Annotated in this window: 21 protein-coding genes; 7 read left to right on the top strand and 14 right to left on the bottom strand. The window is 60.5% G+C overall.

Annotated features, from left to right (window positions below):
* Nucleotides 1-23 precede the first annotated feature (23 nt).
* The 5 genes from ACTYEO_RS11425 to ACTYEO_RS11445 all read right to left on the bottom strand — a co-directional run bounded on the left by ACTYEO_RS11425 (nucleotide 24) and on the right by ACTYEO_RS11445 (nucleotide 2,539).
* A complete protein-coding gene (locus ACTYEO_RS11425) occupies nucleotides 24-230 on the bottom strand; it encodes a hypothetical protein (protein ID WP_449323874.1) in 207 nt (68 codons plus the stop codon).
* 209 nt (nucleotides 231-439) lie between these two features.
* Nucleotides 440-952 carry a periplasmic heavy metal sensor gene (locus tag ACTYEO_RS11430; RefSeq protein ID WP_449323875.1) on the bottom strand — a complete coding sequence of 171 codons (513 nt, stop codon included), beginning with the start codon at nucleotides 950-952 and terminating at the stop codon, nucleotides 440-442.
* A gap of 4 nt (nucleotides 953-956) precedes the next feature.
* Nucleotides 957-1,340: a hypothetical protein gene (locus tag ACTYEO_RS11435; protein ID WP_449323876.1), complete on the bottom strand. Its 384-nt coding sequence runs from the start codon at nucleotides 1,338-1,340 to the stop codon at nucleotides 957-959.
* Entirely contained in the window at nucleotides 1,330-1,917 is a 588-nt protein-coding gene (locus tag ACTYEO_RS11440; RefSeq protein ID WP_449323877.1) for an RNA polymerase sigma factor, read from the bottom strand. The genes ACTYEO_RS11435 and ACTYEO_RS11440 overlap by 11 nt, the downstream gene beginning before the upstream one ends.
* A 127-nt stretch (nucleotides 1,918-2,044) precedes the next feature.
* Nucleotides 2,045-2,539 carry an EF-hand domain-containing protein gene (locus ACTYEO_RS11445; RefSeq protein WP_449323878.1) on the bottom strand — a complete coding sequence of 165 codons (495 nt, stop codon included), beginning with the start codon at nucleotides 2,537-2,539 and terminating at the stop codon, nucleotides 2,045-2,047.
* Nucleotides 2,540-2,741: 202 nt separating this feature from the next.
* On the opposite strand from ACTYEO_RS11445, the gene ACTYEO_RS11450 reads away from it, so the two are divergent.
* Nucleotides 2,742-3,137 carry a DUF983 domain-containing protein gene (locus ACTYEO_RS11450; RefSeq protein WP_449323879.1) on the top strand — a complete coding sequence of 132 codons (396 nt, stop codon included), beginning with the start codon at nucleotides 2,742-2,744 and terminating at the stop codon, nucleotides 3,135-3,137.
* Nucleotides 3,127-3,813 (top strand): NUDIX hydrolase, encoded by a 687-nt coding sequence (locus ACTYEO_RS11455; RefSeq protein ID WP_449323880.1) that lies wholly within the window; start codon nucleotides 3,127-3,129, stop codon nucleotides 3,811-3,813. Before ACTYEO_RS11450 ends, ACTYEO_RS11455 begins: the two co-directional genes overlap by 11 nt.
* A 43-nt stretch (nucleotides 3,814-3,856) precedes the next feature.
* Here the strand turns inward: ACTYEO_RS11455 and ACTYEO_RS11460 are convergent, their stop codons facing one another.
* The 5 genes from ACTYEO_RS11460 to ACTYEO_RS11480 are packed head-to-tail and all read right to left on the bottom strand — an operon-like array spanning nucleotide 3,857 to nucleotide 8,233.
* Nucleotides 3,857-4,789 (bottom strand): AEC family transporter, encoded by a 933-nt coding sequence (locus tag ACTYEO_RS11460; RefSeq protein WP_449323881.1) that lies wholly within the window; start codon nucleotides 4,787-4,789, stop codon nucleotides 3,857-3,859.
* Complete coding sequence (locus ACTYEO_RS11465) at nucleotides 4,786-5,700, bottom strand: EamA family transporter (protein WP_449323882.1); 915 nt, start codon at nucleotides 5,698-5,700, stop codon at nucleotides 4,786-4,788. Before ACTYEO_RS11465 ends, ACTYEO_RS11460 begins: the two co-directional genes overlap by 4 nt.
* 48 nt (nucleotides 5,701-5,748) lie before the next feature.
* Entirely contained in the window at nucleotides 5,749-7,044 is a 1,296-nt protein-coding gene (locus ACTYEO_RS11470; RefSeq protein ID WP_449323883.1) for a thioesterase family protein, read from the bottom strand.
* Entirely contained in the window at nucleotides 7,041-7,508 is a 468-nt protein-coding gene (locus ACTYEO_RS11475; protein ID WP_449323884.1) for a lipocalin family protein, read from the bottom strand. Before ACTYEO_RS11475 ends, ACTYEO_RS11470 begins: the two co-directional genes overlap by 4 nt.
* Nucleotides 7,505-8,233 carry an SGNH/GDSL hydrolase family protein gene (locus ACTYEO_RS11480; protein ID WP_449323885.1) on the bottom strand — a complete coding sequence of 243 codons (729 nt, stop codon included), beginning with the start codon at nucleotides 8,231-8,233 and terminating at the stop codon, nucleotides 7,505-7,507. The genes ACTYEO_RS11475 and ACTYEO_RS11480 overlap by 4 nt, the downstream gene beginning before the upstream one ends.
* 61 nt (nucleotides 8,234-8,294) lie before the next feature.
* Between ACTYEO_RS11480 and ACTYEO_RS11485 the strand changes: the two genes are divergently transcribed.
* Entirely contained in the window at nucleotides 8,295-9,275 is a 981-nt protein-coding gene (locus ACTYEO_RS11485) for a GlxA family transcriptional regulator (RefSeq protein ID WP_449323886.1), read from the top strand.
* Here ACTYEO_RS11485 and ACTYEO_RS11490 read toward each other — a convergent pair.
* A complete protein-coding gene (locus ACTYEO_RS11490; protein ID WP_449323887.1) occupies nucleotides 9,272-10,321 on the bottom strand; it encodes an aldo/keto reductase in 1,050 nt (349 codons plus the stop codon). The two genes, ACTYEO_RS11485 and ACTYEO_RS11490, sit on opposite strands and share 4 nt — an antisense overlap.
* Nucleotides 10,322-10,437: 116 nt before the next feature.
* Between ACTYEO_RS11490 and ACTYEO_RS11495 the strand changes: the two genes are divergently transcribed.
* Nucleotides 10,438-11,100 carry an ImuA family protein gene (locus tag ACTYEO_RS11495; RefSeq protein ID WP_449323888.1) on the top strand — a complete coding sequence of 221 codons (663 nt, stop codon included), beginning with the start codon at nucleotides 10,438-10,440 and terminating at the stop codon, nucleotides 11,098-11,100.
* Nucleotides 11,097-11,537 carry a c-type cytochrome gene (locus tag ACTYEO_RS11500; RefSeq protein WP_449323889.1) on the top strand — a complete coding sequence of 147 codons (441 nt, stop codon included), beginning with the start codon at nucleotides 11,097-11,099 and terminating at the stop codon, nucleotides 11,535-11,537. The genes ACTYEO_RS11495 and ACTYEO_RS11500 overlap by 4 nt, the downstream gene beginning before the upstream one ends.
* A gap of 21 nt (nucleotides 11,538-11,558) precedes the next feature.
* Here ACTYEO_RS11500 and ACTYEO_RS11505 read toward each other — a convergent pair whose 3' ends face one another.
* Nucleotides 11,559-12,668 (bottom strand): serine/threonine protein kinase, encoded by a 1,110-nt coding sequence (locus tag ACTYEO_RS11505; RefSeq protein ID WP_449323890.1) that lies wholly within the window; start codon nucleotides 12,666-12,668, stop codon nucleotides 11,559-11,561.
* 85 nt (nucleotides 12,669-12,753) lie between these two features.
* Nucleotides 12,754-13,461, bottom strand: coding sequence for a hypothetical protein (locus tag ACTYEO_RS11510; RefSeq protein WP_449323891.1), 708 nt, complete (start codon nucleotides 13,459-13,461; stop codon nucleotides 12,754-12,756).
* Between the two features lie 468 nt (nucleotides 13,462-13,929).
* Between ACTYEO_RS11510 and ACTYEO_RS11515 the strand changes: the two genes are divergently transcribed.
* Nucleotides 13,930-14,805 carry a lysophospholipid acyltransferase family protein gene (locus ACTYEO_RS11515; RefSeq protein WP_449323892.1) on the top strand — a complete coding sequence of 292 codons (876 nt, stop codon included), beginning with the start codon at nucleotides 13,930-13,932 and terminating at the stop codon, nucleotides 14,803-14,805.
* A 120-nt stretch (nucleotides 14,806-14,925) separates the two neighbouring features.
* Complete coding sequence (metG, locus tag ACTYEO_RS11520; protein ID WP_449323893.1) at nucleotides 14,926-16,638, top strand: methionine--tRNA ligase; 1,713 nt, start codon at nucleotides 14,926-14,928, stop codon at nucleotides 16,636-16,638.
* A 63-nt stretch (nucleotides 16,639-16,701) separates the two neighbouring features.
* Here metG and ACTYEO_RS11525 read toward each other — a convergent pair whose 3' ends face one another.
* The gene (locus ACTYEO_RS11525) at nucleotides 16,702-18,105 is read right to left on the bottom strand and encodes an FAD-binding oxidoreductase (RefSeq protein WP_449323894.1); all 1,404 of its coding nucleotides are present in this window, start codon (nucleotides 18,103-18,105) and stop codon (nucleotides 16,702-16,704) included.
* Between the last annotated feature and the right edge of the window lie 4 nt (nucleotides 18,106-18,109).

Raw genomic sequence — 18,109 nt, forward strand, 5'->3', positions numbered from 1 at the left:
GAGGAGCCCTTACCTACCTCTGTTCAGCTTATGACTTTTAGCGCATAACGAAACAGCAATGCGATCAAGCTGAAGACGGTTACACCTCCAATGCAAAGCACCATGACCGCTTTGAAGTCGCCCTCTCTCCAAGGTAAATCATCGCGATACAAGAAGTCGTAAGTATTCAGTGCCGCCAAAGAAAGACAGATTATGGCGAACAAAATTGCAGAGTAGTAAAGCATCTTCATCGTGGAATCATAATCGAACTATCGACGGTAACAAAGTCCCGCATCATACCAATTCGTCACTCGTGCAGCAAAGCTCCACTATCCCAAATAAGCGTCTATGATCTTGAGCCCATTTCTGAATCATAGCACACCCCTAACATTCTCGGTCAGCACCCTTGCAACCCGACCTCAGCCCTGCCCCCGCGCGGGCCGTTACGTCAGATACCCCCCTAGCGATCCCCGCCGCGGTCGCCGTCGCGGTCTCTGGGGCGGATGCGGCGCAGGCGGTCTTGCAGACGGTCGGCCAAGGCAAGGCGTTCCTCGGAACTCATCGCCTCCAATTCATCCAGCAAGAGCATATGCCCGTTTTCCTGTGCGCTCAGGACAAAGTCGCGCTGCGATTGCAGGGCGGATGTGACAGCGGCGCGGTCAAAGGGCTCAGCGCGAAGGGCGTCCTGAAAGGCACGGGTGGCCGAGACCAGCCCGCGCAAATCGCGGCGCATGCCTGTATCGCTTCGCGCAACACGGATCGCCAAGCGGCGGCGGGTGTCTTCATCCAGCACGCCGACAATCGGGCCAAGGCTGCGCAGCGATGCGGCCTCGGGGCCTGCCATGCGAACACGGTCATTCCCGAGCACGGCACCGCCGACCAATCCCAGCACCAAAAGATTGACCGCCAGCGAGAGCCCCAGCGCGATTTTCACGCCACGGCCTGTTTTCGATGTCTTGTTTGTCTGTGTCATCCCGTCACTCCGCCATTGCCGTCAGGGTCAGGGTCTCGAACCCCGGAAGCAGGTTTGCCGCATCTTCGCCAAGTATCGAGGACACCTGCCCGTTCAGCACCGTGTCGATCTGATCGGGCAGGTAGAAGCCCATCACCAGCCCCGTCAGCCCTGCCGCCACAACGCCTGATGCGCCGAACCAGCCACCAATCGCCGAAAGGACACCCGCAAATCCGCCCCCTGTAGTGGCAGACGCCACCACGCCCTGCGCCAGCGATGCGGCTTGGACATCTGCGGCATCGGCTAAGACGCGCGCCATCAGATCGCTTGAGGGGTTTCGCGCAGTATCTGCTTGGGCCTCGGCGAAAAACATCTCGAGACCATCCTCTTTCTTGCTGTCATCCACCATATCCCAACGCCTCCTTCTGGCCTTGCAATGCCGCCGCCAAGGCGCGTTTGCCTCGGGCGGTTAAACTCTCTACGGCCTCGACACCAATGTCCAAGGCCAATGCAATCTCGGAGTTGCTCAGACCTTCGATATGTCTGAGCGCCACTGCCTGTCTTTGCCGCTCGGGCAGCCGTGCCAAAGCCCCGTCAAGGGCGGCCAGCCTGCCTGAATGCTCCAAGGCCTCAAGGGGGCCAGGCGCATCATCGGCGGGGTCGAAATCAGGGTCCATCCCGACCGAGCGACCAGATTTGCGCAAGCGGTCCACACAAAGATTGGCCACAACGCGGTACAACCATGTCGAGGGGCGCGCCGCCCCGCCCTGATCCCAGTCTTTCGCGGCGTTCCACAGCTTGAGCATTGCCTCTTGCGCGACATCTTCCGCCTCGGCCTCATTGCCCAGAACCCGCCGCGCATGGCCAAGCGCACGCGGCAAAAGCCGCGTGGTCAAGAGCTTTGCCGCCAATGGATCGGCATTGGCAAAGAGCACCATCAGCGCGTCATCGTCGAGCGTTTCGATATCGGGGTCCATGGGGCTCATGGGCTCCTTATCTCAGGAAGGGATGCGCGGGCCAAGTGGCTTGGCCCTTGGGGGTGTGGGGTGCAGGTGCGGTTGAGGGGAGGCAACCACCCTGCATGCCACGGCTGGCCCGCGCATGGGTTAGGCCTTAGCCGCGATCACCGCGCTGGCCATGCCGTCCGCCACGGCGCTCCATCATGCGCTCGGCGGCCTCTTCGAATTCGGCCTGCGAGATCACGCCATCTTCATCGGCATCCACACGTTCGAACATGCGCTCAGGGCTGCGGCGACCACCACGGCCCTCATGGGCTGCGGCCATTTCCTCTTGCGAGATCATCCCGTCTTCATCCGTATCCAGACGCTTCAGCATCCGGTCGGCGCGGGAAGCCATGCGTTCCTGACCTGCGGCCAGCAATTCATCACGGCTGAGCGCGCCATCGCCATCGGTGTCATTGGCGGCAAAGCGCGCGGCACCAAGGTTTTGCAGCTCTTCCAGCGTCAATTCGCCATTTCCATCCGTTTCGATATCCGCAAAGGCGGGACGGTCTGGTGATTGTGGGCCTTCTTGCGCCGAGGCGAAGCCCGTCAGGCTCAAACCGACAGGGATCAGCAGCGACAGGACGAGTGCTTTTTTGATCGTCATGGGAGGTATCCTTGTTTTGGTGTGTTCAGTCTTGGGGTTTTGTCTTGTGACATTCCTCTCACGGGGCAGCGCGGGGTTTCCGTCGAAATTTTTTGCGATGTTTATCTCAGGCGGGCTTGTGACCTTGTGACGCAAGCCCGCCACGCGGCTTGGAGAAGGACCTTGCGGGTGCTAGAAAGGCCCCAGCAAAAAAGGACATCCCATGACCGACATCCCCTCGCAGGAGGCTTTTGAAGCAGGTCCGCCCAATAGACCCACATGGCCCGCGCTGCGCCGCACCATGACGGGGCATTGCCCCAATTGTAGTGAGGGAAAGCTTTACACGGGCTACCTCAACCTTGCCAAAAGCTGTGCGTGTTGCGGCGAAGACCTCAGCCATGCCCGCGCCGAGGATGGCCCCGCCTATCTGACCATTCTGGTGGTGGCGAAGATTTTGGGGACATTGATGCTGTATGTCTTCGAGCAATATCAGCCCGGACCATGGAGCATCGCGATCGGGTTTTCGCTGGCCGCAATCGCGCTTTCGCTTGTGCTGCTGCCGCTGTTCAAGGGGATGATCGTGGGCATCCAATGGGCAAAGCGGATGCATGGCTTCTGATCCGAGCGCGGATATCCCGATTCGCCATGCCGCAACAATCATTGTTCTGCGTGATGCGGGCACGCGGCCCAAAGTCCTGATGGGCCAGCGCGGCAAGACGGCCGCGTTCATGCCTTCAAAATTTGTCTTTCCCGGCGGGGCCGTGGATGGGGTGGATGCCAGCATTCCGCTGGCCCGCCCCTTGAGTGCGCAGACCCATGCCCGCCTGTCCAGCGATGCCGATCTGGACGCGCAGTCGGTGGTGGCGGCTGCCACGCGCGAGCTGTGGGAGGAGACAGGATTGCTGCTGGGGCTGCCCGACCCGCGTGCGGGCGAGATCGAGGCACCACAAGGCTGGCGTGGCTACTTAGGCACAGGGCATTTGCCAGATGGCGAGGGGCTGGAGTTCATTTTCCGCGCCATCACCCCGCCAGGTCGCCCCCGCCGTTTTGATGCGCGTTTCTTTATGGTGGATGCGGGCGCGCTGGCCTCGAACCCTGATGATTTTTCGCGGGCGGAGGATGAGCTATCTCATTTGCAATGGGTCCCGCTGGATGAGGCGCGCGCGCTGGACATGCCCTTTATTACCGAGGTTGTTCTGGCCGAACTGGCCGCGCGCCTGAATGGCACCGCTCAAGAGGGCGTGCCGTTTTTTGACAATGCGACCCAAACCAGCCGCTTTCGCAGATTGTTGTGAAGACGCCTCCGGCGGAAGTATTTTTCAAGCAAAGATGGGGCGATCAGGACAGGAAGAGCCGCTCGCCCAAGGACAGCCAGAACGGCATGGCTGCGAATGACAGCAAGGTTTGCATGGTGATCATGGCGGCCATCAGGGGGGCATCACCTTTGAGTTGGCGGGCAAGCGTATAGGCCGCAACCCCTGTGGGCAAAGCGCCATAGATCAGGGCCACCTGTGCCTGCATCGGATCAGCCCCAAGCGCGATGGCCGCGAGGATAATAACAGCGGGGAAGATAACGAGCTTGCCGAAGGCTGCCGCGATCAGCGGCAAGGCATCGGCTGAGAGCCCGCGCAGTTTCAGATTGGCCCCCACGCAAAGCAGCATGATTGGCAGCGCGGCCTGACCGAGAATGGAAAGTGTGTCGTGCAGAACAGGGGCCGCCCCCAGCCCCGCGAGGTTCCAAGCGATGGCCGCGAAAATCGACAGGATGAGCGGATTGGTGATCAGGCTAATGGCCGCGCCCTTGATCAAGCTGGAGCCCGCGCGGGGCAGCATGAAAGCAAACACTGCCACGACGGTCAGATTGACCACGGGCACCAAGACCGCCGCCCCCAGAACCGCCAATTGCAGACCTTGGATCTGATAAAGCGCCTCGGCCACAGCCAGCGCGATGAAAGTGTTAAACCGCCCTGCCCCTTGCATGACGCTTGTGCCGACCGCGCCCCCTCGGCGCAGCAACAGGGCTGCACATACACCAAAAGCAATGGCCGCGAAAAAGCCCGCATAGAGCACGCCCGCAAAGCGCATCAGCCCTGCATCTGAAAGCTCCGCCGTTGAGATGCGCACGAAGAACAGGGCGGGCATCAACACGAAATAGACCAAACGGTCATTGAGGTTCCAGAATTGCTCGGACGGGATGCCGCCCCGCCGTAGGCCGTAGCCTATGGCGATGAGCACAAAGATCGGCGCGATGGCCAGCAGGATCGTTGTCATCGCAGGCTCCCCACAAAGATCAGCAGAACCGAGCAGATGATGAAGACGAGCCCGATGATTTCCTTTCCGCTGGTTTTCTCGCGCAGGAAGAAGACCGAGAAGAGGAAGGAAAAGACCAGCTCCACCTGACCCAAGGCTTTCACATAGGCAGCCGTTTGCAAGGCGAGGGCCGTGAACCAGCCCAGTGAGCCGAAGATCGAGGTGAGCCCTGTCAGGCTGGTGACACGCCAGCTTTGCGCGACCTTGCCCAATTGCCCCGGTTCACGCCAGAGCAGATAGGCCCCGAGCAGGATCAATTGGCTTGCGGTCGCGGCCGTTAAGGTGAGGGCTGCGCGCAGGATTGCGTCCTCGCTGGCCAATTGCAGCGTGGCGCCGCGATAGGCCACGGCGGAGACCGCGAAAAGCGCGCCCGAGGCCAAGCCATAGCCCGAGGCTACATTGAAGATGCGATTGCGCAGCGGCAGGCGTATCTCGGATTTCGGCGGGTCCGATAGAAACAACACCCCCAGAAAGCCGATCGCGATAGCCACCAGAACAGGCAGTGAAACGGCATCGCCCAACAGCATCAGACCGACCGCCGCGCTCAGCATCACTTCGGTCTTTTTCAGGGTGATGCCCACTGCAAAATTGCGGAAGGCAAACAGGGCAACGACGCACATGGTGGCAATGATTTGTGCAATCCCGCCGCTAAGCACATAGACCCAAAAGGCGGGGTTGAGCGGGGGCAATTCTGCCCCTGTTGCCAGTGCATACAGGCCCAAGGCAAATGCGGCCAAGGGCGCGCCAAAGAGGAACCGCGCCAATGTCGCCCCGCCTGTCGAGAGGGTGGTGACCTTCAAATGCCGCTGCAGCAGGAACCGCAGGTTCTGCATGAAGGCGGCGAAAAGCGTGGCGGCGATCCAGAGGGACATAGGGTTTCTTCGCGCTTAAGCCCCGCGCTTACAAGTCAAAAGCGCCGATCAGCGCGGCCTGTCCCCGATCGCGCGTCCGAGGCCTTCGGGCAAAGGCAGCAGGGCATGATCCTGCGCCATGCGGCCCAAGGCCTGCGCAATCGCGTCAGGCGGGGCTGTGCTGCGGCGGGTGGAGAGATCAACATGGAGCAGCAATTGCTCGCAGGTTGCGACCTTCTCACCCCCTTTCAACATCTCCTGCCAGATATGGAATTTCTTGCCCCCGCCCTGCAGCACGCGGGTCGTGATATGGATGGTCTCGCCGATATCGACCTCGCCCAGATGCTGGATATGGGTCTCGACCGAGAAGATGGAATTGCCCGCCGCGATGCATCGAGCATCCATGCCTGCCCATTCCAGCAGCTTGTCGCAGGCATTGGAAAAGGCCTGTAGGAAACGCGCCTCGTTCATATGGCCATTGTAATCGACCCAATCCTGCGGGACTTGCCTGCGCAGGGTGACGGGGGGCGTTGTGCAATCGGGCGCGGGTGGCTCCAGCCGAAGCTCATGGGCACGGATCACCTTGCCCGCACCAGCGCCGCGGGATTTAAGCGCCCGAAGAAGGGTCACGAGATGGCCGTCGCGCGGAGCCTCAGCCCCCTGAAGGTCTGGCGTCTTGAGTGGCCCCATTTGCGCCCATAGCAGTCCCAAACCCTGCTCGAGCACCTGATCTATCTGGGCAGGCGTGGCGGCATGCTCTTCGATCAACCCATGGGCCTCTCGCCGCAGCGCCTCAAACAAACGCTCGGAAATCGCGGATGATCCCGCGCCCGCGATCCGGCAGGCGGATAGGCCAATGCCCGACAGGATCGCCTCGGCCTGATCAAGGCACTCTCGCGGGGTGGCGCTTGTACCTGCAAGCTCGACCAGCGGCAGGAGATAGACGGGGTTGAGGGGGCGGGCGAGGATGATTTGCTCGGCTCGGGTTGCGCAGCCTTGTATCTGTTGCGCGGTGAACCCCGCGCTTGAGGAACCGATGATCGCCTCGGGCGCGGAATGGGATTGGGCCTGTTGCAGCAATTTGCGTTTCAGCTCCAACCTCTCGGGCAGGCTTTCTTGGATCCACGCAGCATCTGCCACAGCCGCGCTGATTGTGCTGCAAATCTCCAACTGGCCCTCAGATGGCAGGGGGTAATCATAAAGCCCCGGCAGGCTGGCGCGCGCCAGATCAATGACATGCGGAAGCTGTTTGAGCGCGGCCGGATCAGGATCAAAGACGCGCACATCCCAGCCCATCAGCAAAAACCGCGCGGCCCATCCCGCGCCAATCTCGCCCACACCCAGAATGGCTGCTCTACCGCTCATCTGGTGACCTCGCGCAATTGGGTGAGATCATAACCGTTAAACTCAAGAACACTGCGCGCCGCCGCTATACGGTCTGCCCCGCCCGCGCTGTTCCGATCCAGCAACCATGCAAATCGGCCATCAGGTGCGCCAAGGACAGCAGTGCGGTAATCATCATCCACCCAGAGCACCCAGATCGGGCCATCAGCGCTGTTGAACCGTGCGGGGAAAGTTTGATCAAGCGCCATGGCGCTGCCTGCATCGCCAAGCTGCAATGCCGTGATGGCGCCCTCCTCATGCGCGAAACGCAAGGCCATGGGGGCCGCGCCAAGGGCCGCGCGCATCTGCCAAGCACCTGCAAAGCGCGCTGCATCAAAACGCGTGGTCGAGGAAATCTGCGCATTCGCATCGCGATAGCCAGTCGTCATTGGCACACAGGCGCTGAGTGCCAGAAGCATCGCGATGACAAGGCGCGCGCGGATCACAGCTGCGCCAACATATCAGCCACGGGGCCTGCAATGGCGCGGCCCATCTTGTCATGTGAGCCCTCCTCCCAATGGACCCCATCAATGGACGAGACCGTGATGTGGTGCGCGGCATCAAAAAACCCGCATCCCAAACGGGTTGCGACCTGTTCCATATGCTTGGCCAAATCGTGCTGGCGGGCCATGGCCCCTTCAAACATCGGTGCCAAAACGCCCGCTTCAACCACAGGGGGCGGACAGATGATCAACTCGGCCTTGACCACGCCCTCGGCGCGGGCCGCCAGAACCAACCGTTGGACCGAGGCTGCGATCTCATAGCTTGTGACCGAGAACTGGTTCTTGAGATCGTTGGTTCCCAGCAGGATCACCAGAAGATCAATCGGCTTATGACTATGCAGAATCGCGGGCAAAACGCTAAGACCATTGCGCATGCCCCCCCCAACCAGATCTTCATACACCGTGGTCCGCCCCGGAAGGCCCTCGCAGATGACATGCACATCCGCACCCAGTTCGGCGGCCATCACATCGGGCCAAGGCAGGCCACGGGCAAAACGCTCGACATTGTCCAGATCGACCATCGGCTTGGCACCGTGGGAATTGCTGTCACCATAGACCAGAACGGTTTTCATCGGGCTCTCCCTGCGTGCCGAATGCGCGCGTTGCACCTTGCCACAGCTTACGGAGATGATCCGCCGCGCCAAGCGGTTTTGCGCCCAATCTGTCATTATTTCTCAAACGGGGCTCGGACATCTTGCAAGGGAAAATTTTGCGATATACGCAACTGGCATGACACATTCCGCATTCCAGCCGCGCATCGGCAAGGCCCCTTTCCGCATCGGGCTGCTTTGCCTGCCTGATAGCAATCTCATGAGTTTGGCCGCAGCGCTTGATCCTTTTCAGGCCGCCAATCGCTGTGCGGGCCAAGCGCTCTATGAATGGCAGTTCCTCTCGCCCGAGGGGGGCAAGGTCGAGCTGAGCACGGGGCTGAGTTTTGACAGCGCCGCTTTGCCCTTTCAGGTCGAATTCGACCTGATGGTGGTGGTTGCGGGGCCAAGGCTGGATATGGCCGCCACCCCTGCCCTGCGCGCTTGGCTGCGCCAGTTGCGCAGCCGCAAGATCGCCTATTGCGGGGTGGATGGCGGGGTGTGGGTGCTGGCGCGCGCGGGGCTGTTGCGGGGCCGTCGCGCCACCACCCATTGGGAGGATCTGAGCGCCTTTGCCCTCGCCTTTGACGAGATTGAGGTGCAGCCAGACCGATATGTGATCGACGGGGCCGCGATGAGCACGGCAGGCGCTGCCCCATGCCTTGATCTGATGCTGCATATGATCCGGTGCCATCACGGGGCCGAATTGTCTGGCCAAGTGGCCAACACGCTTCTCTATGATCCCGCGACAGGCCCCGCGCCGCAGCGTCTGGTGGCCCAAGCGCGACTGTCACAAATGGCCCCGCCCGTGGCCCAAGCCGTGGCCATCATGGAGACCCGCTTGCAAGACCCGCCCGCCATCGCAGAGATCGCGCGGGAAGTTGGCCTGTCACCCCGCCGTCTGGAGATGGTGTTCCAACAGCATCTCGAAACTGGGCCAGGTGCGTTTTTCCTGCGGCTGCGCCTTGCTGAGGCGCGCCGCTTGGCGCTGGACACACGGCTTGGCGCACAAGAGATCGCGCTGCGGACAGGCTTTTCCAGCCCCTCCACCTTGGCACGGGCCTTCAAACAGGGGTTTGGCGCCTCAATCTCGGAGCTACGCGCCGCGCAATCCCGCGCTTAGAAGGGCATCGGGTGGGCTTTATGGGCTGCGTTGATCTCGGCCATCACTTCATCTGAAAGCCTCAATTCCGCCCCTTCAATAATATGGGCCAATTGCGCCGAGGTGGTCGCGCCGAAAATCGTGGAGACAGGGAAAGGCCTCTGCACCGTAAAGGCCAGCGCCATATGCACCAGATCAAGCCCGTGACGATTGGCGATATCGAGATAGGCCGCCACCGCAGGGAAGACCCGATCGGTGATGCGCCCGCCCAGATCAGGATTGTTACGCATCCGCGAGCCTTCGGGGATCGCGCCATTTTGGTACTTCCCGCTCAGCAAACCCGTGGCCAGCGGTGAATAGGCCAGCAGCGTGACCTGCTCGTTCACCGCCATCTCGGCCATATCGGTGTCATAGAGGCGGCAGAGCAGCGAATATTCATTCTGGACCGAGACCACACGCGGAAGCCCCCTATCCTCTGCCAAGCGAAGCCATTGCGAACTGCCCCAAGCGGTATCATTGGACAGCGCGAAATGGCGCAGCTTGCCCGCTTTGACCATTTTATCTGCGGCCTCCAAGACCTCGGCCATATTATCCAGCGTTTCCGCCTTGCTCTGCTGTGACGGGTCATAGCTCCAAGCGCGGCGGAAATGGTAGGAGCCGCGATTAGGCCAATGGAGCTGGTAGATATCGATGTAATCTGTCTGCAACCGCTTGAGCGAGGTCTCGAATGCCTCCTCGAAAGTGGCTGCTGTGATGTCTTGGCCCGGGCGCACGAAGGCCGCGTTATTGCCCGTGATCTTGGTGGCCAGCAGGTAATCCCCACGACGCGCGGGGTGCTTTGCGTTCCAATTGCCGATGATCACTTCGGTGTCGCCCACGTTTTCGGCCAGCACCGGATTGACGGGATACATCTCGGCGGTGTCAACAATATTGATCCCCGCCTCCAAGGCCATATCCATCTGGGCATGCCCCGTGGCCTCATCGCTGTCACGGCCCCAAGTCATGGTGCCAAGGCAGTAATCGGTGATCATCGTATCGGTCTGGCCAAGCGGTATCTTACGCATCATCGGATCCTGTTCGCTGTCGATCTGTCGCGCCCATAGGTAGCGGCTTGAGCGCGCGGGGCAAGGCGAAAGCGGCAGATTGCACTTGAGAACATTTAGCGAACATATAAAATGGCCGCATGGATATCAGCCAGATTGCCCGCGACTCGTATCGCCGTGACACGCCCATGCTGCGCCCCTTCCCCGAAATGGACATGGCGCGGGCACGGGTGCATGAGCTATGCGGCCCCGCGCGGCGCAGGCTGGCGCTTTGGGTGGCGGCGGCCTGTCAGGGGCCTGTCTTATGGATCAGGCCTGCATGGTATCCCGACAAGTTGCATATGGCAGGCACCGCCGCCGAGATCGAACCCTCGCGCCTGATCTTCGTAGACTGCCACCGTGGCGAGGATTTGCTCTGGTGCATGGAGGAGGCCCTGCGCTCGGGCGCTGTGTCTATGGTTCTGGCGGATCTGCCCGAGCCTCCGCCCCTGACACCTGTGCGCCGCCTCCATCTGGCCGCCGAGACCAGCGGGGCCGCCCCTTTGGGGGTTTTGCTGACCCCCGGTGATGGCGGCGCGGCGGGGGTGGAGACGCGGTTGATGCTGGAGCCTGCCCATTGCGAGGGACAGGAAGCATGGCGGCTGAGGCGTTTGCGGGCGCGAATGGCCCCGCAAAAAGAATGGCGCGTGGAAAAGCGGCATGGCAAAGCGCAGCTATGTCAGACCGAAGCGCCGCAAGCGGCTTCCATAAAGCGGACACCCGCCTATAGTGACAGCATCGCATATCACCGGAGCCCGTCATGAAGCCACTACATCTTGCCACTGCCCTCATCGCTTTGACCGCCGCGACAGGCTTTGCCCATGAAGGGGTGCAAAACCCTGTCGTCATGGCCCGAATGATGAATATGAGCGATATGGCCGAGCAGATGGAGGTGGTGGTGAATATGGCGCGTGGCCAATCCGATTTTGACGCCGAGATTGCACAAGCCGCGATGGCGCAACTGGCCCGCGATGCCGCCGCCACGCATGAGCGGTTTGCCGAACCCGCCACTGACCCCAAATCCGAGGCCCTGCCTGCCATTTGGGACAATTTCGCCGATTTCACCGAACGGGCCGAGGCCACACAAGCCAGCGCCGAGGCCGCGATCTCCGCAATCACCAGCCGCGAAACACTGATCCCCGCGGTGCAAGCCATTGGTGCCACATGCGGTGGCTGCCATGACCTCTACCGCGAGGAATAAGGCGCGCAGACGCGCTTTGGCTTACAGGTTCGGGAAATAATCCTCGCACCCGCCTTCGCGGTAAACATCAGCCGTACAGCAATGAAGCCCGCCACCAAAGGCATAGGCATCACGCAGTTCAACCTCGATGACATTCATGCCGAGCTTATCCATCTGTTCGGCCTGATAGACCTCGGATTTCTCGACACATACGGTTTTCGGGTCCAGCACCAGCACATTCATCGACAGCCAAGTCGAGGAATAGCACAGGGGCGGCGGCGCGTTATGCGCAGGCTGCGCGGCATCGACGATTTCCCAATCATTGGCCTCGAACATGGCGCGCTGCGCCTCGGGCAAACGGCGCTGCGGGTTGTTCAGGATCAAACCGGGGCGAAGCGGCGTGAAGGTCGCATCGATATGGATCGGATAGGGATCACCCGGGAAATTGACGGTATGCACACGGTGATCAGGGAAATGGCGGCGCAGCCACTCAATGCCTTTGAGGTTCGTGGTGAAGCCGTGCTGCACCACGAGGTCACGCCCAAAGCGCAGCACATCGGCGGCATCAAACAATGGCTCCTCTTCGGTAGTGACGAAAAACTTCTCGGCCGCCCATTGCAGACGTTTTTCCACGCCAATCTTTTCGCTGAGGTAATCGGGGTGGTAATCGGCATCCGTCAAACGCGGCTTTGGCGCGCTTTCATGGCGGAAATTCGGATCCTCATTGAAGTATTTCTGCATCAAAGGACGATAATTTAGATATTCGAACCAGCGGCAACGATAGGACATCGTGGCCTCGAGCATCTCGGAGCCGACCGTCAGCAAAACATCGCGGGGTGGCATGCAGCCAAACTGGCTGTCGGTGTGGAAATCGGGGGTGGTCACGGGTTTGGAATGGTCGATCGATGTCGGGCGATCCACCCGCACACCGCGCCCTTCCAGAAGCGACGCGAAATTGTCGAGCAATTCATTGGCGCGGTCGATGGTTTCTTGCGGACGCCGCCCCCATTGGCCACGCATATCGCTGTCTTCGGGCACTTTCGCATCCAGCGCGGGCTCTTCGGGAGGGATATGGCAATCATCGGCACGGCCCACGATTACATGTTTGAGCGGATCCCATTCGTTCCAGCTATTGACCACCGTATTTTGCATCGCGCGCTCCCTCCAGATAGCAATCGGACCAGGCTTTCTAGGAACAAAAAACAAGCTGCACAAGCGGGCAAATCAGGCCCCTTGTTCAATCAGGATATGTAGCCTGCCAATGGGTATCGATTGCATCGATTTTGGGCAGTGAAAACTGCGCCTGCACGTCCCAATACCGGCCCGATGGCACGACATAACCTGCCTCGGCCTCAAGGGCTTGGGCCGCTTCTGCCTGCGCGTGATCAGGTTGGGGCGCGGCGGCAGTTACAGCGCCTGTCCATAGCGGGAAGACCAATCGGCTCTCACCCTCGGGCGCTCGGAAACAAAGGCAGCCTTGTGAGGCTGCATGATACATCAACCGCGCCGATTTCGCTTCGAGATTGCGCAAGCTCGGGTCTTGGCGGAGCGGATCAGCGGTGCCTGTTCCGTAAAAATGCGTCTTGCCCGATTTGGGATAGACCATGTCACAGCCCACCACCACAATCGCCGTGGGTCGCAGCGCCGCCAGCACCCAATAGCCCGCCGAAAACACCATGGTGCCCCCCGCATAAACGATGCCACCAAACTGGTTATTGGCAGGCACATAGGCCTCGGAGGTCACGATGCTCTGCCCCTCTTGCATAGCATCTGGGTGGCGGTCTTCGGGGAAATCATCGGGGAAGATGTTGTAATCCCAATCAGGCCTGATCCGCCACGCATTATTGATTGCGACAATGGCCGAGAATTCATCCTTGGACCACTCTTGGCACACCACGGCCGAGGGCGCGCTGCCAAGCAGCAAAACGGGGCGAGGATCAGTCATGGCGCACTCATCTGGTCAGGGAGGCATCGCCTCAGGCAAAATTCAACCTAGGCGCGCGAAAGGCGCAGTCCAGCGAAAACATTCGGGATAGGGGAGGGATGCGGGAGTTAGGAGCTGGCGTTGGTTCGGATCGCCGCCGATGGCGGCTTTGAGACCATTGCGACGAAGCTGACGAGCCGCGCGATTGTCAGACCGCGGGGTGGCGCCCTACGGCAGTTCGGCTTACTATATCTTAGCCAAGTCCGAAACACCTCTGATCTGCGCGTTTACGTTGACAAATCGCCAGCCCCAGGGGCGGTCTGGCGATCGCGCGGCGGCCTTCGGCCTTGTTCCGCGCGCGCAGCTCTACAAAACCCGCACAGCTGCCCCCAAGCCCCGCCCTAGCGCCCCGCCAAAAAAACCCTCAAACGGACAATCTGCCTCAGATTTTCCGCTTGGTCTTGGCTGAAATCGCGCTCATAGAGAGCCATGATTTCGACGTCGATAAAATCCCTCCTGTCTCATGCAAGATATTTCCCGCTGTGGTCCGCGCTGACCGCAATGCGTTGGCGCGCCTTCGATCTGCGCTCGCGGGCTTTGGGGACAACTGTTGCCACCGTCTTGCGCTGGTTCCCGCTGGCAAGGCGCCGCTTTGACCGCGAGGCGCGGCGGGTTTTTCCCGATATGCCCCGCAAGGAACGCCTCAAGCTGGGTCAGGAAATGGGTCGCCATATGGGCCGCACCCTGTTCGAGATTTACCATGATGCCGAATTCCAGACCCATCACCATAAATTCCGCGTCTCCGGCCCCGGTCTTGACGCGCTGAAAGAGGCGCAGACAGAGGGCAAGGGTGTGATCATCGTCTCGGGCCATTTCGGCCAATGGGAGGCGATCCGCTCGGTGATCAAAATGCACGGGTTAGAAAGCGGCGCGGTCTATCGACCGCAAAAGAACCGCCATTACGAGCGCCGCATTCGCGCAGGGATTGAGGCCGGCGGCATGCCCATTCTGGCAACGGGCCGTGTGGGCACCATGGCGCTTGTGCGTCACTTGCGGAAGGGCGGTATCATTTCGATCCTGCTCGACGAGAAATATTCAGAAGGCGTGCGCATCCCCTTTCTGGGGCATGACGCGCTGACATCGCTCTCGGCGGCGCAGTTGGCGCTGAAATATGATATTCCGATGATCCCCGCCTTTGGCACACGGATCGAGGATGGCAATGCTTTCCAAGTCGATTTCGAGGCCCCCATCCCCCATACCGACAGCCTGACCATGACACGCGCCTTCAATGACAGCCTGTCTGCGCGGATCATGCAAAACCCCGAGCAATGGTATTGGCTGCTCAGACGGTGGGATGGCGTCTGAGGCCCCCATGATCTGATCCGTGTGATCTGACCCGCGTGATCTGACCCGCATTCCGGATCACATCTAGCCTTGGCCCGCCTGATGCGCTAATCCCCGCGCAAGACAAGCAGGACATAGCTCATGGCACGCATACTCATCACTTCGGCAATTCCCTATATTAACGGGATCAAGCATTTGGGCAATCTGATCGGAAGCCAGCTTCCGGCCGATCTTTATGCCCGATACATGCGCGCGCGCGGCAATGAGGTCTTGTTCCTCTGCGCCACGGATGAGCATGGCACCCCTGCCGAATTGGCCGCCGCCAAAGCGGGTAAGCCCGTCGAGGATTACTGCGCCGAGATGCATGAAGTGCAAGCCGAGATTGCCAAGGGCTTCCGCCTGAGCTTTGATCATTTCGGACGCTCCTCCAGCGCGCAGAACCACCGATTGACCCAGCATTTCGCAGGCCGTTTGGCCGAGGCGGGTTTGATCCGCGAAGTCAGCGAGCGTCAGGTCTATTCCCATGCCGATGGCCGCTTCCTGCCCGACCGCTATATCGAGGGCACCTGCCCCAATTGCGGCTATGACAAAGCGCGTGGCGATCAATGCGAGAATTGCACCAAGCAGCTTGACCCCACCGATCTGATCGAGCCGCGCTCGGCCATATCAGGCTCGACCGATCTGGAAGTGCGCGAAACCAAGCATCTCTATCTGTGCCAATCCCAGATGCGCGGTGAATTGAGCGACTGGATCGAAAGCAAAACCGATTGGCCCGTTCTGACCACCTCGATCGCGAAGAAATGGCTCAATGACGGGGACGGGCTGCAGGATCGCGGGATCACCCGTGATCTGGATTGGGGCATTCCCGTCAAAAAAGGTGATGAGGATTGGCCGGGCATGGAAGGCAAGGTCTTCTATGTGTGGTTCGATGCGCCGATCGAATATATCGCCTGTGCCGCTGAATGGGTGGATGCGGGTAAGGGCAGCGATTGGGAGCGTTGGTGGCGCACCGATAAAGGCGCCGATGATGTGCGCTATGTGCAATTCATGGGCAAGGATAATGTGCCTTTCCACACGCTCAGCTTCCCTGCCACGATCCTCGGCTCGAAAGAGCCTTGGAAGCTGGTGGATTACATCAAATCCTTCAACTACCTGAATTATGATGGCGGCCAGTTCTCGACCAGCCAAGGGCGCGGTGTGTTCATGGATCAGGCGCTGGAAATTCTACCCGCTGATTACTGGCGTTGGTGGCTGCTCAGCCATGCGCCCGAAAGCTCGGATAGCGAATTCACATGGGAGAATTTCCAAGCCGATGTGAACAAGGACCTCGCGGATGTCTTGGGCAATTTCGTGAGCCGCATCACCAAATTCTGCCGCTCGAAATTTGGCGAAGCGCTGCCCGAAGGGGGCGCTTATGGCGAACAAGAAGCTGCCGTGATTGCCGAATTGCAGACCCGTCTAGAGGCCTATCAAGCCCATATGGAAGCGATCGACATCCGTAAGGCCGCCGCTGAATTGCGTGCGATCTGGGTGGCGGGCAATGAATATCTGCAATCGGCAGCGCCTTGGTCGGTTTTCAAGGAAGACCCCGAGCGCGCCGCTGCAATGGTGCGTTTTTCGCTCAACCTGATCCCCTTCTATGCCACGCTTTCCGCGCCCTTCATCCCCGATGCAAGTGCAACACTGCTCGAGGCAATGAATGCCACGGACAGCGCTTGGCCAAGCTCGGTGGATGCGGCCTTGAACGCGCTGCCTGCGGGGCATGGCTTCACCGTGCCCGAGGTTCTATTCGCAAAAATCAGCGATGAAGACCGCGAGGATTGGCAGACGCGCTTTGCGGGTGTGCGGAGTTAGGAAGTAGGGGCTCTGCCCCGCGTCCTGCGGACGCCCCCCGTCATATTTGGGGAAAGGTGAAGATCAGGGAAGCTGGCGCAAAACAGCGCCCGGATTCATGATGCCTGCAGGATCAAGTGCGGCCTTGATCGCGCGCATCGCCGCAAGCTTCGCAGGATCGCCGTAGCGCTCGAGATCATCAACCTTTAGCCGCCCGATCCCATGCTCGGCACTGACCGAGCCGCCCAATTCATGCACCAGATCATGGATCGCGCGCTTGATCGCGCTGCGCGATCCGTGATGCTCGGCCGCGCTCGCGCCTTGGGTCGGGAAGACATTGTAATGCAGGTTCCCATCACCCAGATGCCCAAAGCAGTTCAGACGGAACGGGCCGATCTGGGCCAATATGTCAGGGGCTCTGGCGATGAATTCAGGAATGGCGGCGATTGGCACCGATATATCATGTGATGAAACAGCCCCGATCCTGCGATTGGCGGCGGGGATGTTTTCACGCAGGGCCCAGAAATCCTGTCGCTGCGCCTGCGATTGCGCAATCACGCCGTCGCTGACCAGATCAGCCTCGAAAGCCTCGGCAAAAAGCGCCTCAAGCGCGTCCTCGGGCGATTGCCCCTCGCCCAGACCCAGATCAATCAGACAGCACCATTCGGGGCGCGCGTCAAAGGGCTGGCGGGTTTCGGGGCCGACCTCATCCAGAAAATCGAGGCCTGTTTTGCCGATCAATTCAAAGGCTGAAATCCCCTCGCCGATCCGCGCTTTGGCCAGACGCAGCAGGGCAAGGGCGGCCGTGGGGTCAGGCACCACCATCATCGCAGCCCCCGTTGCGGCAGGTTTGGGGAACAAGCGCAGCGAGGCGGCAGTGATCACACCAAGCGTGCCTTCCGAGCCGATCAGCAAATGGCGCAGATCATAGCCCGTATTGTCTTTTCTCAGCGGTGAGAGACCATGATAGATGCTGCCATCAGGCATAACGGCCTCGACCCCCAAGACAAGATCCCGTGCATTGCCATAGCGGATCACATTCACCCCGCCTGCATTGGTCGCGAGCAAGCCGCCAATCCGCGCCGAGCCTTGCGAGGCCAGCGTCAGCGGGAAGATCAGATCATGGGCAGCGGAGGCATTATGCACCTCCTCCAAAATCGCGCCTGCCTCGACCACCATGGTGCCGCCAGCAGGATCAATGTCGCGCAGCGCGCGCATCCGCTCCATTGACAAGATCACAGGCGGGTTGCCCCCTTCGGCCAATTGCCCGCCCACAAGGCCCGTGCCCCCGCCAAAAGGGATCACAGGCGTGCCCGATTGCGCACAGGCCGAGATCACTTGCGCTACGTCCTCGGTGGAGGCGGGCGCAATCACGGCCAAGGCCTGCCCCTGCCACCGCCCGCGCGGCTCCTCCAGATAGGTGGGCGCAGGGTCACGGAACGCGGCGTCAGGCAGGATCTCGCGAAGATGGCTCAGGATATCGCTCATTTGC

It is taken from the genome of Rhodophyticola sp. SM2404 (assembly GCF_053570515.1).

Bases quoted from the DNA above. Each gene is read 5' to 3' on its own strand.
- ACTYEO_RS11425 (WP_449323874.1), bottom strand. From the start codon at position 230: ATGAAGATGCTTTACTACTCTGCAATTTTGTTCGCCATAATCTGTCTT.
- ACTYEO_RS11430 (WP_449323875.1), bottom strand. From the start codon at position 952: ATGACACAGACAAACAAGACATCGAAAACAGGCCGTGGCGTGAAAATC.
- ACTYEO_RS11435 (WP_449323876.1), bottom strand. From the start codon at position 1,340: ATGGTGGATGACAGCAAGAAAGAGGATGGTCTCGAGATGTTTTTCGCC.
- ACTYEO_RS11440 (WP_449323877.1), bottom strand. From the start codon at position 1,917: ATGAGCCCCATGGACCCCGATATCGAAACGCTCGACGATGACGCGCTG.
- ACTYEO_RS11445 (WP_449323878.1), bottom strand. From the start codon at position 2,539: ATGACGATCAAAAAAGCACTCGTCCTGTCGCTGCTGATCCCTGTCGGT.
- ACTYEO_RS11450 (WP_449323879.1), top strand. From the start codon at position 2,742: ATGACCGACATCCCCTCGCAGGAGGCTTTTGAAGCAGGTCCGCCCAAT.
- ACTYEO_RS11455 (WP_449323880.1), top strand. From the start codon at position 3,127: ATGGCTTCTGATCCGAGCGCGGATATCCCGATTCGCCATGCCGCAACA.
- ACTYEO_RS11460 (WP_449323881.1), bottom strand. From the start codon at position 4,789: ATGACAACGATCCTGCTGGCCATCGCGCCGATCTTTGTGCTCATCGCC.
- ACTYEO_RS11465 (WP_449323882.1), bottom strand. From the start codon at position 5,700: ATGTCCCTCTGGATCGCCGCCACGCTTTTCGCCGCCTTCATGCAGAAC.
- ACTYEO_RS11470 (WP_449323883.1), bottom strand. From the start codon at position 7,044: ATGAGCGGTAGAGCAGCCATTCTGGGTGTGGGCGAGATTGGCGCGGGA.
- ACTYEO_RS11480 (WP_449323885.1), bottom strand. From the start codon at position 8,233: ATGACAGATTGGGCGCAAAACCGCTTGGCGCGGCGGATCATCTCCGTA.
- ACTYEO_RS11485 (WP_449323886.1), top strand. From the start codon at position 8,295: ATGACACATTCCGCATTCCAGCCGCGCATCGGCAAGGCCCCTTTCCGC.
- ACTYEO_RS11490 (WP_449323887.1), bottom strand. From the start codon at position 10,321: ATGATGCGTAAGATACCGCTTGGCCAGACCGATACGATGATCACCGAT.
- ACTYEO_RS11495 (WP_449323888.1), top strand. From the start codon at position 10,438: ATGGATATCAGCCAGATTGCCCGCGACTCGTATCGCCGTGACACGCCC.
- ACTYEO_RS11500 (WP_449323889.1), top strand. From the start codon at position 11,097: ATGAAGCCACTACATCTTGCCACTGCCCTCATCGCTTTGACCGCCGCG.
- ACTYEO_RS11505 (WP_449323890.1), bottom strand. From the start codon at position 12,668: ATGCAAAATACGGTGGTCAATAGCTGGAACGAATGGGATCCGCTCAAA.
- ACTYEO_RS11510 (WP_449323891.1), bottom strand. From the start codon at position 13,461: ATGACTGATCCTCGCCCCGTTTTGCTGCTTGGCAGCGCGCCCTCGGCC.
- ACTYEO_RS11515 (WP_449323892.1), top strand. From the start codon at position 13,930: ATGATTTCGACGTCGATAAAATCCCTCCTGTCTCATGCAAGATATTTC.
- metG (WP_449323893.1), top strand. From the start codon at position 14,926: ATGGCACGCATACTCATCACTTCGGCAATTCCCTATATTAACGGGATC.
- ACTYEO_RS11525 (WP_449323894.1), bottom strand. From the start codon at position 18,105: ATGAGCGATATCCTGAGCCATCTTCGCGAGATCCTGCCTGACGCCGCG.